This window comes from Bacillus sp. EB106-07-01-XG149, from assembly GCF_058791555.1.
This window is the reverse complement of the sequence record NZ_JBYTDP010000005.1, coordinates 79,899-96,698: the sequence shown is the minus strand read 5'-3', so window position 1 is coordinate 96,698 and position 16,800 is coordinate 79,899. Positions and strand designations below refer to the sequence as shown.

Annotated in this window: 17 protein-coding genes and 1 pseudogene; all 18 read right to left on the bottom strand. The window is 36.4% G+C overall.

Annotated features, from left to right (window positions below):
• Window positions 1–30 precede the first annotated feature (30 nt).
• Window positions 31–975, bottom strand: a complete 945-nt coding sequence (gene fcl / locus AC3WTA_RS20245) for a GDP-L-fucose synthase (RefSeq protein ID WP_492332983.1) — start codon at window positions 973–975, stop codon at window positions 31–33.
• Between the two features lie 19 nt (window positions 976–994).
• On the bottom strand, window positions 995–1,675 hold the full coding sequence (locus tag AC3WTA_RS20240; RefSeq protein WP_492332982.1) for a sugar transferase: 681 nt from the start codon (window positions 1,673–1,675) through the stop codon (window positions 995–997).
• Window positions 1,676–1,692: 17 nt separating this feature from the next.
• Window positions 1,693–2,574 (bottom strand): UTP--glucose-1-phosphate uridylyltransferase BpsC, encoded by an 882-nt coding sequence (gene bpsC, locus AC3WTA_RS20235; RefSeq protein ID WP_492332981.1) that lies wholly within the window; start codon window positions 2,572–2,574, stop codon window positions 1,693–1,695.
• 240 nt (window positions 2,575–2,814) lie between these two features.
• The gene (locus tag AC3WTA_RS20230) at window positions 2,815–3,582 is read right to left on the bottom strand and encodes a tyrosine-protein phosphatase (protein ID WP_492332980.1); all 768 of its coding nucleotides are present in this window, start codon (window positions 3,580–3,582) and stop codon (window positions 2,815–2,817) included.
• A gap of 108 nt (window positions 3,583–3,690) precedes the next feature.
• Window positions 3,691–4,392 carry a CpsD/CapB family tyrosine-protein kinase gene (locus tag AC3WTA_RS20225; RefSeq protein WP_492332979.1) on the bottom strand — a complete coding sequence of 234 codons (702 nt, stop codon included), beginning with the start codon at window positions 4,390–4,392 and terminating at the stop codon, window positions 3,691–3,693.
• Window positions 4,382–5,125 carry a YveK family protein gene (locus tag AC3WTA_RS20220; RefSeq protein ID WP_492332978.1) on the bottom strand — a complete coding sequence of 248 codons (744 nt, stop codon included), beginning with the start codon at window positions 5,123–5,125 and terminating at the stop codon, window positions 4,382–4,384. Before AC3WTA_RS20220 ends, AC3WTA_RS20225 begins: the two co-directional genes overlap by 11 nt.
• Window positions 5,126–5,401: 276 nt before the next feature.
• Window positions 5,402–6,079, bottom strand: a complete 678-nt coding sequence (locus AC3WTA_RS20215; RefSeq protein WP_492332977.1) for a CpsD/CapB family tyrosine-protein kinase — start codon at window positions 6,077–6,079, stop codon at window positions 5,402–5,404.
• 366 nt (window positions 6,080–6,445) lie between these two features.
• The gene (gene fabZ, locus AC3WTA_RS20210; RefSeq protein ID WP_000931959.1) at window positions 6,446–6,880 is read right to left on the bottom strand and encodes a 3-hydroxyacyl-ACP dehydratase FabZ; all 435 of its coding nucleotides are present in this window, start codon (window positions 6,878–6,880) and stop codon (window positions 6,446–6,448) included.
• 651 nt (window positions 6,881–7,531) lie between these two features.
• A complete protein-coding gene (locus AC3WTA_RS20205; RefSeq protein WP_000457990.1) occupies window positions 7,532–8,533 on the bottom strand; it encodes a rod shape-determining protein in 1,002 nt (333 codons plus the stop codon).
• A 161-nt stretch (window positions 8,534–8,694) separates the two neighbouring features.
• Window positions 8,695–8,967: a sporulation transcriptional regulator SpoIIID gene (gene spoIIID, locus AC3WTA_RS20200; RefSeq protein WP_000544012.1), complete on the bottom strand. Its 273-nt coding sequence runs from the start codon at window positions 8,965–8,967 to the stop codon at window positions 8,695–8,697.
• Window positions 8,968–9,275: 308 nt separating this feature from the next.
• Window positions 9,276–9,410 (bottom strand): hypothetical protein, encoded by a 135-nt coding sequence (locus tag AC3WTA_RS20195; protein ID WP_000008903.1) that lies wholly within the window; start codon window positions 9,408–9,410, stop codon window positions 9,276–9,278.
• Window positions 9,411–9,698: 288 nt separating this feature from the next.
• Window positions 9,699–10,604, bottom strand: coding sequence for a stage II sporulation protein SpoIIQ (spoIIQ, locus tag AC3WTA_RS20190; RefSeq protein WP_001214932.1), 906 nt, complete (start codon window positions 10,602–10,604; stop codon window positions 9,699–9,701).
• A gap of 162 nt (window positions 10,605–10,766) precedes the next feature.
• Complete coding sequence (locus tag AC3WTA_RS20185) at window positions 10,767–11,471, bottom strand: ABC transporter permease (RefSeq protein ID WP_000144455.1); 705 nt, start codon at window positions 11,469–11,471, stop codon at window positions 10,767–10,769.
• Entirely contained in the window at window positions 11,471–12,313 is an 843-nt protein-coding gene (locus AC3WTA_RS20180; RefSeq protein WP_000170857.1) for an ABC transporter ATP-binding protein, read from the bottom strand. Before AC3WTA_RS20180 ends, AC3WTA_RS20185 begins: the two co-directional genes overlap by 1 nt.
• Before the next feature lie 184 nt (window positions 12,314–12,497).
• Window positions 12,498–13,505 (bottom strand): LytTR family transcriptional regulator DNA-binding domain-containing protein, encoded by a 1,008-nt coding sequence (locus tag AC3WTA_RS20175; protein WP_001185973.1) that lies wholly within the window; start codon window positions 13,503–13,505, stop codon window positions 12,498–12,500.
• Window positions 13,506–13,621: 116 nt separating this feature from the next.
• Window positions 13,622–14,098, bottom strand: a pseudogene (locus AC3WTA_RS20170) (AMP-binding enzyme); the annotation flags it as partial.
• A 108-nt stretch (window positions 14,099–14,206) separates the two neighbouring features.
• A complete protein-coding gene (gene spoIID / locus AC3WTA_RS20165) occupies window positions 14,207–15,226 on the bottom strand; it encodes a stage II sporulation protein D (RefSeq protein WP_000672640.1) in 1,020 nt (339 codons plus the stop codon).
• A gap of 266 nt (window positions 15,227–15,492) precedes the next feature.
• Complete coding sequence (murA, locus tag AC3WTA_RS20160; protein WP_000411269.1) at window positions 15,493–16,797, bottom strand: UDP-N-acetylglucosamine 1-carboxyvinyltransferase; 1,305 nt, start codon at window positions 16,795–16,797, stop codon at window positions 15,493–15,495.
• Between the last annotated feature and the right edge of the window lie 3 nt (window positions 16,798–16,800).

Here is a 16,800-nt window from a genome sequence, read left to right as displayed (position 1 = left end):
TATCCTCCAATTATCTCTATTAATCTATTATTATTTTCTTACTAATTCTTTTTCCGTCTGTAGGAACCAATCATATGCTTTCTTTAAACCTTCATCTAAAGAAGTTGTTGCCTTCCATCCTAAAGCATTAATCTTAGTCACATCTACTAACTTACGCGGGGTACCATCTGGTTTAGAAGTATCAAAACGAAGCTCTCCAGTAAAACCTACTGTCGCTTTCACTTTTTCAGCCAGTTCTTTAATTGATAAATCTTCACCTACACCGACATTTACAATTTCATTACCTTCATAGTTATTCATTAAATATACACAAGCATCCGCCAAATCATCAGAGTATAAGAACTCACGTAACGGCGTACCTGTTCCCCAAACTTCTACAAACTCAGCATTATTTTCTTTTGCCTCATGGAATTTACGAATTAAAGCTGGTAATACATGTGATGTATGTAAGTCAAAGTTATCATTTTCACCATATAAATTTGTTGGCATTGCTGAAATATACCTTGTACCATATTGACGGTTATATGATTCACACATTTTAATACCCGCAATTTTTGCAAGTGCATATGGCTCGTTTGTTGGCTCTAGTTCACCCGTTAATAAATACTCTTCTTTTAAAGGCTGTGGAGCTAATTTTGGATAAATACAGGTACTACCTAAAAACAGTAACTTCTCTACACCTGAACGATAAGCTGAATCAATTACGTTCGTTTGAATCATTAAATTATCACGAATGAAATCTGCTGGGTATTGATTGTTCGCAACGATTCCACCTACTTTAGCTGCCGCTAAAAATACATAATCAATTTTCTCTGTTTTGAAAAACTCTTCTACTTGCCTTGGATCACGTAAATCTAGCTCTTTACTTGTTTTATACACTAAATTTGTATAGCCTTGTTCTTCTAACTTACGTAAAATAGCTGAACCAACTAATCCGCGGTGACCTGCTACATAAATTCTAGAATCTTTTTTCATGACTTTCTGAACTCCTTTTTTAAAATGCATTATTTGATCCTACTAATACCCTTACTGTTTTTAATATAATCTTTATATCATAGAAAACATTTCTATTTCGTATATATTCTAAGTCCAACTCTACCATTTCAGCAAATCCAACACTATTTCTTTCTGTAACTTGCCACAGTCCTGTACACCCTGGAGTGACAAGTAATCTCTGCTTATCATAAGAAGTATATTCCTTTACTTCTCTTGGAAGTGGCGGACGTGGCCCAACTAAACTCATCTCACCTTTTATAACATTTAACAGTTGTGGTAATTCATCAATGCTCGTTTTACGAATAAATTTACCGATTCTCGTCACACGTGGATCATCCTTCATTTTAAACATAGCGCCCGATACTTCATTATGTTGCAATAAATCTTTTAAACGTTCTTCCGCATCTGCTACCATTGAGCGAAATTTATACATTCCGAATTCCTTTCCATCTTTCCCAACACGAATTTGCTTAAAAAAAACAGGACCTTTCGGATCTTCTAACTTAATTAATATAGTAACAATAATAAAAACAGGTGATAGCAAAATAACACCACATAACGCACCACATATATCCATTAAACGCTTCATAAATAAATACAATCCATTTTGATTTACCTCTTCAGCAGCAAGTAATCCTTGTTCCTTTACAGTTCCATTGGATACTTTCGTTAAGGCCAATGCCCTTCCACCTCACTTTATACATGCACATTTTCTTTTTTTACAAGCTCATTCATGTATTTCATTAACTCTTCTTTTAATTCTTCATGCTGAAGTGCCATTTCAATTGTCGTCTTAATAAACCCAAATTTCTCCCCAACATCGTAACGAGTACCTTCAAAGTCATACGCAAACACTCGTTGAATTTCATTTAAGCGTTGAATCGCATCCGTTAATTGAATCTCGCCACCTGCACCCGTTTGTTGGTTTTCCAGGAACATAAAAATTTCTGGTGTTAATACGTAACGTCCCATAATTGCCAAGTTAGATGGCGCTGTTCCTTGAGCTGGCTTCTCCACAAATTGGCGTACTTGATAACGACGATCGGTTTGTTCAACTGGATCGATAATACCGTAGCGATGTGTTTCATTTTCAGGTACTGTTTGTACACCAATAACAGATGATTGTGTACCTTCATATTGATCCATTAATTGTCGTAAACATGGCGTTTCTGCTTGAACAATATCATCACCAAGTAATACCGCAAATGGCTCATTTCCAATAAACTTACGAGCGCACCATACCGCATGCCCTAAACCTTTCGGTTCTTTTTGTCTTATGTAATGAATGTTAATTTTTGAAGAAGCTTGTACTTTCTCAAGCATTTCATACTTTCCTTTTTCTAAAAGGTTTTGTTCTAGTTCAAAAGAATGATCGAAATGATCCTCAATTGCACGTTTTCCTTTTCCTGTTACAACAATAATATCTTCAATTCCTGATTCTATCGCTTCTTCTATTATGTATTGAATTGTCGGCTTATCAACGATTGGCAACATTTCTTTCGGCATTGCTTTCGTTGCTGGTAAAAATCTCGTCCCAAGACCAGCAGCTGGAATAATTGCTTTTCTTACTTTTTTCAATTTTAGTCCCCCATATCTTTTTATTTATATGTAACAATAACAAAAACCCTACCTATACAGTCATAGTTATAACTCCATAGGTAGAGTTTCTATTATAAATAAAATATGGGCATCTAACCCAACCTCACGCCATACTCCCGACGACAAGCGTCTAAGGTAGGTTCGAAAATAAATTTTCTACCCACAGCACGACCGAGTGCCTCCGTTGATAACGGTTAGGAGACATCACCAGTTCTTTATTTAAAAAATACCAAATAATTTCTTACGACGAATTTGTTCTGGATCTTCTTTATAAATTGCTTTCCCGCTAATTATTAAATACGGATTTTCTTTTAAATCACTCATAACGTTCATTCCGAATTCCTTTTCAATTAACTCGTAGCTTTCTGCTAAATGAAATCCTCTTGAGGTTGTGTTATGCGCATCTGATGCGACCATGTGCGTTAAATTATTTTCGACAAGTTGTAGTGAGAACTTTTTAATTTTTTTGCCGAATTTCCCAAGTAAACTACCTGCCGTCACTTGTGTTAATGCACCTTTATTGACAAGGTTATATAACTTATCTGGCCGCTCGATTAACTCGGCATTACGTTCGGGATGAACGATAATTGGAATCATTCCTTTTACACGTAGTTCATAAAATAGTTGTTCTGCATAACGAGGTACATGATTAGATGGAAATTCAATGAATATGTATTTGTTTGTTTCATTTAAAGTAACGATTTTACCAGCTTCGTAGTCTTCTAATAAATCACCGTATAACCTGACTTCTTGTCCTGGTAAAATGGTAAGTGACATATTATGTTGCTGTAGTTCATCATTCAGTTGTTTTACTTGATGAATAATTGAGGTACGTTCATTTACATATTTTCCATTTTGATGGTGTGGTGTTGCGACAATTGTATGAATACCTTCCTCTATTGCCTTTTGTGCCATCACTAAACTATCTGTTACTGTCTGTGCACCGTCATCGATACCAGGTAAAATGTGACAATGTAAATCTATCATTTGTTTCATCCTCCCTCTCTCATATAAATCTTTTTTCCCTTGAATATGAGACATCTCATATTCAAGGGAAAAAAGGAGATATGTTCTTCTCATATCTCACTCTTTCAATTAATTTGCACCGTAGTAATAATATAAGCCCTGTTCACGTTCACGATCATTCAGAACAACGCCTAACAGTTTACCTTTCGCTGATTCTAATAAACCTTTTGCTTTTACTGCTGCTTCTTTTTCTGTCGATTCACTACGAACGACAAGAATAGAAGCATCACATACATTCGCCATAATTTGCGCATCGGTAACAGCTAAAATTGGTGGCAAATCGAAAATAACTAAATCGTACAGGCTATATGCTTGTGCAAGAAGTTCTTGCATTGATTTTGATCCTAACAATTCTGCTGGATTTGGTGGAATTGGACCACAAGCTAAAAAGTGTAAATTATCAACTGATGTTGTTTGTACACATTTCTCTAAACGTTCACTATGCGTTAACACATTTGTTAATCCGAAAATGTTATCTACTTGGAACATTTGATGCATTGCCGGTTTACGCATATCTGCATCAATTAATAGTACTTTCTTTCCTTGTTGGGCAAACACGACTGCCATATTCGCTGTCGTTGTTGTTTTCCCTTCACTTGGGTTCGCAGATGTTACCATTAATGAATGTAAATTCGTATCAACAGCTGCAAATTCGATATTTGTTCGAATATTACGATACTGTTCTGAAATTGGTGATTTCGGTTGTTGATGAGCAATTAATTGACGACGTTGACGATGATTTTTTTTCTTTTTAAATAAATTAAGAGCCAATTGTTTGTCCCCTCACTTTTCTTGATGATGGAGCGTGTGATTTCACGTTCATTGTTTCTTCATCCATACGCGCTACAATACCTAACACCGGTAAGCCAAGTAAGTTTTCTACATCTTCTTCTTTTTTCACTGTGTTATCTAAGTATTCTAGTAAGAATGCAAGACCAACTGAAGCCATTAAACCAACAACAAAAGCGATGGCTACATTTAACATCGGGCGTGGTTTAATCGGAGATTGGTTTTCTGCGACTTCTGCTTTCGATAGTACTGTTACGTTATCAACATTCATAATTTTTGCAACTTCACCTTTAAATACATCTGCAGTTGCATTGGCAATATCGCGAGCTAGCTTCGGATTTTTATCCTCAGCCGTTACAGAAATTACTTGTGAATCTTTTTCATTCGCAACATTAATCTTTCCCGTTAACGCTTGCGCTGTCATATTTAAATTTAATTTTTCATTCACTTGATCTAAGATTACTGGACTTTTAATAATAACCTTATATGTATTCGTTAATTGAATATTCGTTTGAACTTCACCAGCTTGAAACATCGATCCCTCTTGTTTCTTCTGGTTCACAAGAATTTGCGTAGAAGATTGATAGATTGGTGTCATGAAGAAGAAGCTAATGATAGCACTTACTATAGCTGCACCAAAGGCGATTACGAGGATCATTGCTAAACGTTTTTTTAAAATATGAAATAACTCTTTCAAACTAATTGTTTCTTCCATAAGTTCCTCCAACTTTCTAAAATTTGCACATAAGAAAAATTATAACATATAAATCTTACATTTTTTTATTTTAGTAATATCTATGTACGTTTCTTATTTAAAAACATATATAATCTTACAAAATAATCTTAAATATGACAACACATTCCATCAATTTGACAAAAATTCCATTATATCATTTTTTTTGTATAATGCGATACGGAATTTTAAAACAATTCAAAAAAGCTAGTAAAAAATTACTAGCTTCAAAAAAAATACTATTTCATACATTATTTTCTAATAATATCCATATTGCTCTTGTTCTTCTCTTTTATCGTTTAATATAACACCAAGTAGCTTTCCGGATGCTTTATCTAATATTTGTTTCGCTTTTATTAGTTTATCTTTTTCTGTTTTTTCACTGCGTGCTACTAATACAATCCCATCACATTTATTAGCAAGTATTTGTGCATCTGTAACGGCCAATACAGGTGGTGTATCGATCAGAACGATGTCAAACATCTTATATGCCTCTAGAAGTACTTCATCCATTTTACGATATCCAAGTAGCTCTGCTGGGTTTGGCGGGATTGGACCTGCTGACATAACATATACATTCTCTATATCTGTTTTTTGAATACATTGCACAAATGATGCTTGTCCTGATAATAAATTCGTTAATCCATTTGGATTGTGTGCAGCGAATAAATTTTGCAATGTTGGTTTACGTAAGTCAGCTCCAATTAACAATACTTTTTTCCCTTGTTGTCCAAAAACAACTGCTAGATTAGAAATGGTCGTTGTTTTCCCATCACCTGGATCTGCTGAAGTGACAATGATAGAACGGATATGGTTATCTACAGATGTAAATTCAATATTTGTACGGATATTACGGTATTGTTCCGCAATGCGTGATTTAGGCTCTTTATTTGTAATTAATTGTCTTAATGGCTGTCTTTTCTTTCTCCCGAACATGTTATGGTCTCCTTTTTCAGAATACGTCATTTTCCCCTTTTTCTCTTTTATGCTCGATATGCTACGCCAATTTTTCATTTACTTCTACCGTTAAATTTCTCCATTACTTTCCTCTACAATCCATCATAACGAATCAGAATAACCTTTGTCCTATTCCACACCTTCTATAATGTGACAACGATATCTCTATTTTCATCGCGTTATCATTTATCTTAATTCCAAGATATTTATAGCGTCATTATATACAAACTTCCATACATTTACAATAAAAATTCTGATTACTCTGCATTTTAATATTTCGAATCAAAAATACATTAATTAAAAAAATTCTTCTGCATGTTACAGAAGAATTTTTTTAATTAACATCTATTCTTTTTTATCACCAATCGCAAATGTAATTTCAGCTTCACATGCAACTTCACCATCTACTGTTGCGATTGCTTTTCCTTTTCCGATTGGACCACGTACACGTGTCATTTCAACTTCTAGGCGAAGTTGATCACCTGGACGTACTTGTTTTTTGAAACGACAGTTGTCAATACCAGCAAAGAAAGCAAGTCTTCCACGGTTTTCTTCTTTCTTTAATACCGCAACAGCTCCAACCTGTGCTAATGCTTCTACAATAAGTACACCAGGCATAACTGCATAGTCAGGAAAGTGCCCGTTAAAGAATTCTTCGTTTGCGGATACATTTTTAATTCCAACCGCTCTTTTTCCTTCATCTACTTCTAATATTTTATCAACAAGTAAAAATGGATAGCGGTGAGGAATGATTTCTTTAATTTGTTCTATATTTAGCATGTAACAATCGCCCCTTTTGTAATATTGGTCTTACCACTTGGACATATTGTTTATTATCCCATTTTGTTTATTGTTTGTCATTATAAAGTGAAACTTTAATCAGTGGGTGACCTTTCCCACTGATTATTAGCCTTCACCAATCGGGCTTTTACGGGCAGTCGACCTCCGCCCTAACTCTCTTGTATTCGCGAAATTTTGAGGCGGGAGTCTTACTGCCCGTTAATGCGGGGTAAAGTGAAACTTTAATATCTTTTCAGCTTTATATATAAAAAAATGCACACACTCTATTCTCTTAAAATAGCTGCATATTCCAGCAACTGACACGGAGGTAGAAAAGAGTGTATGCCCAAATTAGGGAAAGGCAATATGTATTTGAACATGATTTGCCTTAATGTCGTATTCGACTCATTATATTATAAACGTTTTCAAATAAGGAAATATTAAATTTAACCATATATATGAATATTTTACCTATTTCCTTCGTTTTTCTTTATTTTTCTTCTATTTTCTCAATAAATCAAAATAAAATAAAAAAATGAAAGAATAAAAAAACAAAAAAGAACTTCGGTTAACACCTTAGTTCTTCTCATTTCCCCTACTATTTGCGAGCTAATAATAAGTGGGGATGCCCCCACTTATTAAAGTTTCACTTTATCGTAAAGCACGCTTTGGTAATTTATCGATATTCTCTAACATAATACCTGTACCAACAGCAACACATTGCATTGGGTTTTCAGCAATTAATACTGGTACTTTTAGTTCTTCTGCTAGAAGCATGTCGATACCGTGTAGTAAAGCTCCACCGCCCGTTAGAATAACACCGCGGTCAATAATGTCCGCAGATAGTTCTGGTGGCGTGCGCTCTAGTACGCCTTTTGCAGCTTGTACAATGATAGCAGCGTCTTCTTTTAGTGCTTCTGTAATTTCTTCAGAGCATACTGTAATTGTACGTGGTAAGCCCGTTACCATGTCACGTCCGCGAATTTCAAGCTCTTCGCTACGTGCACCTGGGAATACTGTACCAACTTTAATTTTAATATTTTCTGAAGTACGTTCTCCAATTAATAACTTATACTTACGTTTAACGTAGTTTAAGATCTCCATATCAAACTTATCGCCAGCCATTTTGATAGAGGAAGAGGTAACAATATCACCCATAGATAGTACAGCGATATCCGTTGTACCTCCACCAATATCAACAACCATGTTACCGCTTGGTTGGAAGATTTCCATACCAGCACCAACTGCGGCTACTTTTGGTTCTTCTTCTAAAAATACTGTTTTACCACCTGAACGTTCAGCAGCCTCACGAATTGCTTTTTGTTCTACAGATGTGATATTTGTTGGACAGCAAATTAAAATGCGAGGTTTTGAAAAGAAGCTCTTCACGTCCAATTTGTTAATGAAATACTTTAACATTGCTTCTGTAATTTCGAAATCTGCGATTACACCATCTTTAAGCGGACGAATTGCTACAATATTACCAGGTGTACGTCCCACCATACTTCTTGCTTCTTCACCTACTGCTAATACTTTACCTGTGTTACGATCAATTGCCACAACAGATGGCTCATTTAATACAATACCCTTGCCTTTAACATGAATTAATACATTAGCCGTACCTAGGTCAATTCCGATATCTCGCGCAAACATTCCCGTCATTTCCTCCTCGATATTCAAAATCAGGTTACACCCGAATTCTTTTACACCTAATTTCTGATTTTATCATAAATTTAACAGAAACGTAATATTCGCAAAAAGAATTCTTCTGAAAAATATTACCGAATTGAAACGGAATGTTTGCGATCGCATATTTATTGACGGACCGGCTTTTCTACATCTTCTTTTCTATACTTTTGTTTTGTTGCTTCTCCGCCTCTTAAATGACGAATAGACTTATGATAATCAAGAATTTCTTTCACTTCATTTGCGAGCTCTGGATTAATTTCTGGTAGACGTTCCGTTAAATCTTTATGGACTGTACTCTTTGATACCCCAAATTCCTTTGCAATGACACGCACTGTCTTTCTTGTCTCCACGATATACTTACCAATCTTGATAGTTCTCTCTTTGATGTAATCGTGCACACCACTCGCCTCCCTAAATTGGATGTGAGAAGGGTGAAATGAGCCTCGCTGCATATGACTAAGAAGTAAGTGTGAGTGCTGTTTGTAAGCGTTAAACATTCTTGGATTTATAATGAAATGATTCACGATTTCTCACCTCAAACACTCTCTTTGCTTTGGTTTATACCATTGTATTGCCCGCACTACTGATATATGCTACATGTTCACTATTTTTGCGGACTAAGCTAAGAAAAATTACGTTTTTTTGTGAGAAATACGTTAACAGTAACTATTTTGGCGAAAAAAAATGACACCTTGTATATAAGGTGTCATTCTTCTCGTTCCAACTCTTCTTCTAACAATTGATGGTGGGGAACCTCTTTCTTACCGGCAATATAATAATATAAAGTGAATAAAACAAACAATAAAATAATAGCAGTCGACAGAACAAATAAAAATGACACAGTATCCCCTCCTTTTTGTAATATATATTCGAGAATCTCGTCATATTTCCTTGTTATTGCAACTTTTTTCTCGAAATTGAGTATTTTTATATAAAGTGAAACTTTAATCAGTGGGCGCCATTTCCCACTGATTCTTAGCCTTCACCAATCGGGCTTTTACGGGCAGTTGACCCCAGGCCTAACTTCTTAGCTTTCACTGAATTTTGAAGTAGGGGTCTTACTGCCCGTTAATGCGGGGTAAAAGTAAAAAAATCAGCTCTCCTAGTGAGAACTGATTTTTTCACTTTCTTATTCTTGTGAAGAAGAACTGTTAGATGATTCTGTAGAACCATTTGTTGATTTTTCTTCTTTCTTCGGCTCTTCTTTTTTGTCACTAGTCGAACCGCTAGTTGATTTCTCTTCTTTTTGAGACTTGTCTTCTGTTTTATTTTCTGGTTTCGTGCTCGTCGACTTCTCTTCTTTTTGAGATTTGTCTTCAGCTTTTTTACCAGAAGCGTTCGTTGCCTTTGCAGCACCTGCATCAGCTTTAATTTCTGCTACTGACTTATTTAAGTAGCGCTCAGGGTTCACAGCCACGTTGTCTTTACGTACTTCAAAGTGAACGTGAGAACCTGCTTCTTTATTCATTGCACTTAGACCGGATTTTCCTAATACTTCACCTTGTGCAACTCGTGCACCTTTTTCTACTTTCACACTGCCTAAGCTTTGATAAGAAACTGCTACACCATTTCCGCTATCAACTGTTACAACATAACCAAGAAGTGAATCTTTTTCAGCTTTCGTTACTGTACCGCTTAAAGCAGCAGCTACATCGAATTCTTTTCCATTCTTCGCAGCAATGTCGATTCCTTTATTTGGGGAATATGTGTTGTTATAAAAGACAAGTGCTTTTTCTTGTTCCGCCTCAGTTGCTGCATCTTCATAGAATTTCTTCTGTACGACTACTTCCGCATTAGCGGCAGCTGGCATTTTCACTACTTCTGAAGATTTCGTTACTGGCACTGCTGGATCTTCCGATTGTGTATACGGTGTTGCTTGATCTTGGTTCGGAGTCTTCTTCGGATTAGCTCCTTGGAACCATAGCGCAACCATTAAAATTACCGCTGCACAAGCAATGTATAGTGCCGGAAACACCCATCTTTTTTGAAATAAATGTACTACCTTTTGCGACTTTTTATTATTTCTTCCTCGCATTCCATCATCACCTCAGCAATCATTTTGAACAATATTCACGTATCCTATACAACGTATAACTAATTACTTTTCGACAAAATCTGTAAAAATATGTATAGGAATTGTAAAATTTCCGAGGAAATGATAGAAAAAAGAAAAAACTGAGCACTTTCCGCTCAGTTTTTAGTCCAATTGTTTCTTTTTATATACGATTAAACATGCAATAAGTGAAATAACGAGCCACACTCCAACATTTAGCATATGCCCACTAATACTACTAAACCCAGCACCATCCACTAAGCTTTTAATCGCTTTTTCAAGATGAGATGTTGGAAGATAACTAATCATCGTCTTAATTACTTTATTTTCAACCATTGGCTCAAATTGTACAGCTAAATACATCGTCATTAATATTGGCATTCCAATTAGTGATGTTTGCGGGACAGACTCAGCTAATAATCCAATCACTGTTCCAATTAAAATGAATAGAATTGTTCCACATAAGAAAATAAATGCTAGCAATAAGAGATTGCCACTTAATTGATCTAAGATGAATAAGTTTACAATGGAAATACCTAACGTTAAACATGCTGTTAATATACTTTTCCCAAGAAGAACTTCAACAGAAGAAGCCGGTGATAGCATTAACACACGTAACGTATGTTTTTCTTTCTCTTCTGCAATTACCATTGATTGAACAAACCCTGCTACAAATAGAAAGGACATTAAAGTAATAATGCCAACTCCTGCCTGTCCTTCTCCAAATCGGCTAAATATAAATGCAAATATAATTGGTAAAGATGCCATTAACAAAACTTGTGAATTTGTCTTAAAATCCTGTACTTCTTTTCTAAAAATAGCTGATACACGTCTCATTGAAAATGTCATTATAGTCCCCTCCCAGTAACTTCAATAAAGATATCGCCTAGCGTTGGTTCGTGTGAATGAATGGATAGTAATTCACCTTTTTTCATCCATTCTGAAATACGTTTTGCACCTAATTCGTCTTTTTGCACGACTTCTTTTTGCTTATCTTTTAATACGACTTGTATTTGATCTTTCGCGTATTGTAGGCGAAGGTTTTCTGGTGTATCAAGCGCTACAATCTCTCCGCCGCATAGAAAGGCGATGCGGTTACAAAGCGTCTCTGCTTCGTTCATATTGTGAGTCGTTAAGAAAATCGTCGTTCCTTCTTTATTTAAGTCTTTTAAGATTTTATGAATGTTTTGTACGTTTACTGGATCAAGTGCAGATGTTGGTTCATCTAAGAAGAGAATATCTGGTTTATGAAGGATTGCTCTAGCTAATGTAACACGCTGCTTCATTCCTTTTGATAGTTTCTTTACTGGTGTTTTTTTATCATCTAATAAATTCACTTGCGCTAGTACTTCATCGATTCTTTCTTTTTTGCAATCGTATAAGTCACAAAATAATAGTAAGTTATCATAAATGCTAAGTCGCTCATATAAACCGCTGTTGTCTGTTAAAATACCAATTCGTTTGTAGTCAATGCTGCTTGGGCCTGTAATATCTTTACCTAGTACTCTCACTGTTCCAACGCTATGGAGTAATTGAGAAGTTAAAATCTTTACTGTTGTTGTTTTTCCAGATCCACTCGGTCCGAGGAATCCGAAAATTTCTCCTTGCTTCACCTCAATATTTACATTTCGAAGTGCCGTTTTTTCGTTGAAACTTTTCATTACATCTTTCATTTCAATTGCCAATGTCATCTTGTCATCCCCTTTGTTTTTTCTTTTATAGATGAAAGTCGCTTTAGCGCTTTTCGTTTGTTTGTTTGTTTCGCTTTTCTTGACTCAATCATATGAAAAACAAAGGGTAGGTGCAGTAAAATACCGGTAAAAGGAGTATTTTTACCGGTGAATGAATCGTATTTTGAGCTTATTGGAGCAATTTTTATAGCCCAATCACACCTTTTAATTCATCCATTCGTCCTTTTGAAAGCGGGATTGAACTTTTTCTTTCGTCATCCAAAATTAAACTAAAGCTATTACGAGTCCACGTAATCACTTCTCGTACTCTTTGTAAATTCACTAGGTACGAGCGATGACATCTAAAGAACCCGAATCCTGTTAATCTCGCTTCTAGTTCACTTAATGTTAATGCACATACGAAATCACCTTCACGCACATGAATATGTGTCACTCCGTTTTGCGTTTCAATGAAATGAATTTCCATCGGATCAAGTAAAATAATTTTATCGTTCACTTTCGCTGGAATTCTTTCAAGTTTCATTTGCGGAATCATTTGCACGACCTTCTCTTCATCCACCTCTTCAACTTCTTCTTGTTCGATTTCTATTTTTTTCACACCATCGTTATTTAAAATGTATACATCCTCTGTTAACGAAAGAGCGTCTGATAGAAAGGATGACGTAATAAAAATCGCTTTTCCTTTCTTCTTCATTGCCATAATTGCTTTTCGAATAATAATCATACTTTCTGTATCTACATTTTGCTCTGGCTCTTCCAAAATAACTAAATCCGGATTATGAATCATAACTCGCCCGATATGAAGGCGACGTTTCTCTGAAAATGATAGTTTTTCTATTTTAACGTTTAATTTATCTAAGAGGCCGACATATTGCACTACTTCTTCCGTGCTCATATTTGATTCATAAAGTCCTATTAAGAACTTGAAGTATTCCTTTACCTTCAAACGTTCGTATGCTTCATCTTTCAAAAAACAAAAGCCGATGCGAGAATAATTTTTCTTTCCAATCGATTCTCCCTCAAATAGCACGTTGCCAGTTGAAGCTTCTTCCTCACCAATAATAATGCGGTGCAATACTTTAGCTGTATGGTTATTACATTGCAAAACAACACATTGTCCCTTCTCAACCTTCAGTTCAACTGCTGGTAACTGGTTCGTCTTCCCTAATTGTCTCAACTCCAATAACGCCATTCTGTCTCCCCCAAATACTTTTTATCCTATTATACCAAACAATTAATGGAAGATTTAGATATTTTATGAAGTACCATAAAAAGAAGGCTATCCAACTGAAAGGATAGCCTTCTTCTCTAGTTTTGCTCTACCATATACGTCTTGAGCTGATCACGCAGCGCATGTTTTAGAAACTTCCCTACAAATGTTTTCGGAATTTCGTTTACAAATAAAATATCGTCTGGCATCCACCATTTTGGAAAATCTGCTTCTAGTAAAGCATACAGATCTTCCTTTTCCACTGCTTGTCCCTCTTTTAGTACAACGCAAGCAACGGGACGTTCTTGCCATTTTTCATGCGGCACCGCCACAATCGATGCTTCTAACACTTTATCGTGCGACATTAAGGCATTTTCTAAATCTACGGAAGAAATCCATTCGCCTCCACTTTTAATTCAGTCTTTCGTACGATCAGCAATCTTAATACATCCTTCCGAATCAACCGTGACAATGTCTCCTGTATAGAGTCAACCGTCTTTCATTGATTCTTCTGTACGTTCACCCTTATAATAGCTTCCAGCGATCCATGGGCCCCTTAAACAGAGTTCTGTCATCGCTGAACATTGACGATTTTTTTAATATATCAACGATTCGACAAGGAACCTATCTACTAACAAAAGAAAACCGTCCCAACATACCTCTTGGAACGGTCTCTTTTCCCCCTACTTCTTCACCATTAACTTTCCTTCATAATCATTCATCGACTTTATTTCGACACCCTTATAATAATGAGCAACGATATCTGTATATTTCTTACCTTCCGCCGCCATGCCATTTGCTCCGTATTGGCTCATGCCAACGCCGTGACCGAATCCCTTCGTTGTAACGACGATTTTATCCCCTTCTTGTTTCCACGTGAAGTCAGAAGAGCGTAAATCTAACTTTTCACGAACTTGCTTTCCTGTTAATGTTTTCCCTTGAAATGCTACATCTTTTACTCGCTTTCCTTCCGTAAGATCTTTAATATTTCCAACCTTCCCGTCTGCCAACACCTTCACACCAAGACGTTTTTGAAAGTCAGCTACTGTAAATGTTTGCTCGCTCGTAAATTTTGGAGAGGCTTGATCCCACGGACTATCTACGCTCTTTAAGTATGGATAATCATTTCCCCAATAATCAGCTGCATTTTCTGTCCGGCCATTACTCGTTGAGAAGAAGGATGCTGAGATTGGTTTTCCATCATACGTTAAAACTTGTCCTGCGGTTTTCGAAACGGCTTCTTCGATTTTTTTCAAGTTATTTTCGTAGTTATTACCCCATTGTTTCTTCAATTCTTCTTTACTTTTGTACACTTGATCTTTCACCGTATCGGTCACGTCCGCATTGTTTTTCTTACCTCCGCTTAGCATACGCTGTACCACAAATGTTCTCGCTGCTAATGCCTGCGCCTTTAGCGCCTCTATTTCAAAACTGGCATTCATCTCAGAAGCTACTACACCGGTCACATACTCCTCCATAGGTAATGTTTCTACCTTCTTTTGCTGATCACGATATACAGCAACTTGAACCGCTGTATCCACTTTCCCTGGAGCTGGTATACTTTCTATTGCTGGAGGAGTTTTAGAAGCTGCGTCTTCCCCTACTTTTGCTTTCGCAAACGGAATAACAAGAGCAGCAGGTACAATGATAACGAGCGCTATGAGAAGCGCTACTGTGATAAAAAGTGGCTTTGAAAATTTCATCTTATTTCCCCCAATATCCAAAAGCTTTACTCCATTCATTCTTATGGAACAACTCTTTCTTTTAGAACATACTGAAGGGGAACCATATAAAGTGAAACTTTAATCAGCCGCACCAATCGAATGTTTACGGACAGTTAACGAAGGATAAAACAAAAATTTTCTAAATATTTTTACTGGTACGTGCATAAGTATAGAATTTATTGACTATAACAGTAATAACCCCAAAAAAATAGCCCCTACGTCAAAAGACGTAGAGACTATTCCAATTAAGCGTGAAGATCAGAAACTTCTTGTTCTTTCACTTCTTCTACTTTTTCGTTTACACGTTCAATAGTTGCACCTAATGCAGCTAATTTCTTATGGAAATCTACATAACCACGGTCAAGATGCTTTAACTCAGTTACACGAGTGTAACCTTCAGATACTAAACCAGCTAAGATTAATGCAGCAGCAGCACGTAAGTCAGTTGCGCCTACTTCAGCACCTTGTAAGCTGTTTGGACCGTTCATAATAACAGAACGACCTTCGATTTTAATATCAGCATTCATACGACGGAATTCTTCAACGTGCATAAAGCGGTTTTCGAATACCGTTTCTGTAATCATACTTGTTCCATCAGCTTGTAGTAATAATGCCATCATTTGTGATTGCATGTCTGTTGGGAAACCTGGGTGAGGCATAGTTTTAATATCAACCGCTTTTAACTTATCTGGGCCGATAACACGTACACCTTCATTTTCCTCAATAACTTTAACACCCATTTCTTCCATTTTCGCTGTAATTGAGCGTAAATGTTCAGGTACAGCATTTTCAATTAAGATGTCTCCACCAGTAATTGCCGCTGCAACCATGAATGTTCCCGCTTCAATACGGTCAGGAATAATAGAGTGGTTTCCACCATATAATTTATCAACGCCTTCGATACGAATCGTTCCAGTTCCAGCTCCGCGTACTTTCGCTCCCATCGCATTTAAGAAGTTAGCTAAGTCAACGATTTCTGGTTCTTTCGCTGCGTTTTCAAGGATTGTTGTCCCTTTTGCTAATGTAGCTGCAGACATAATGTTTTCTGTCGCGCCTACGCTTGGGAAGTCTAAATAAATTTTAGCTCCTTTTAGTTCTCCCTCAACGTATGCCTCAACAAAACCATTACCAACCTGTACTTTTGCTCCCATTGCTTCGAAGCCTTTTAAATGTTGGTCAATTGGACGTGAACCAATTGCACATCCACCAGGAAGTGCAATACGAGCACGGCCGTTACGTGCAAGTAATGGTCCCATTACTTGAACAGATGCACGCATTTTACGTACATATTCAAATGGTGCTTCAATGTTTAGTTCTTTAGAAGCATCGATTGTTACTTGGTTATTTTCAAATACGACTTCAGCATTTAAATGACGTAATACCTCATTAATTGTGTATACATCAGACAAAACTGGTACTTCAGATAGTACATTCTTTCCATCACTCGCTAATAGGGCTGCAGCGATTATAGGTAATACAGCATTTTTTGCGCCCTCAACACGCACTGTGCCGTTTAACCGCTTTCCGCCACGGACGATGATCTTTTCCAAATT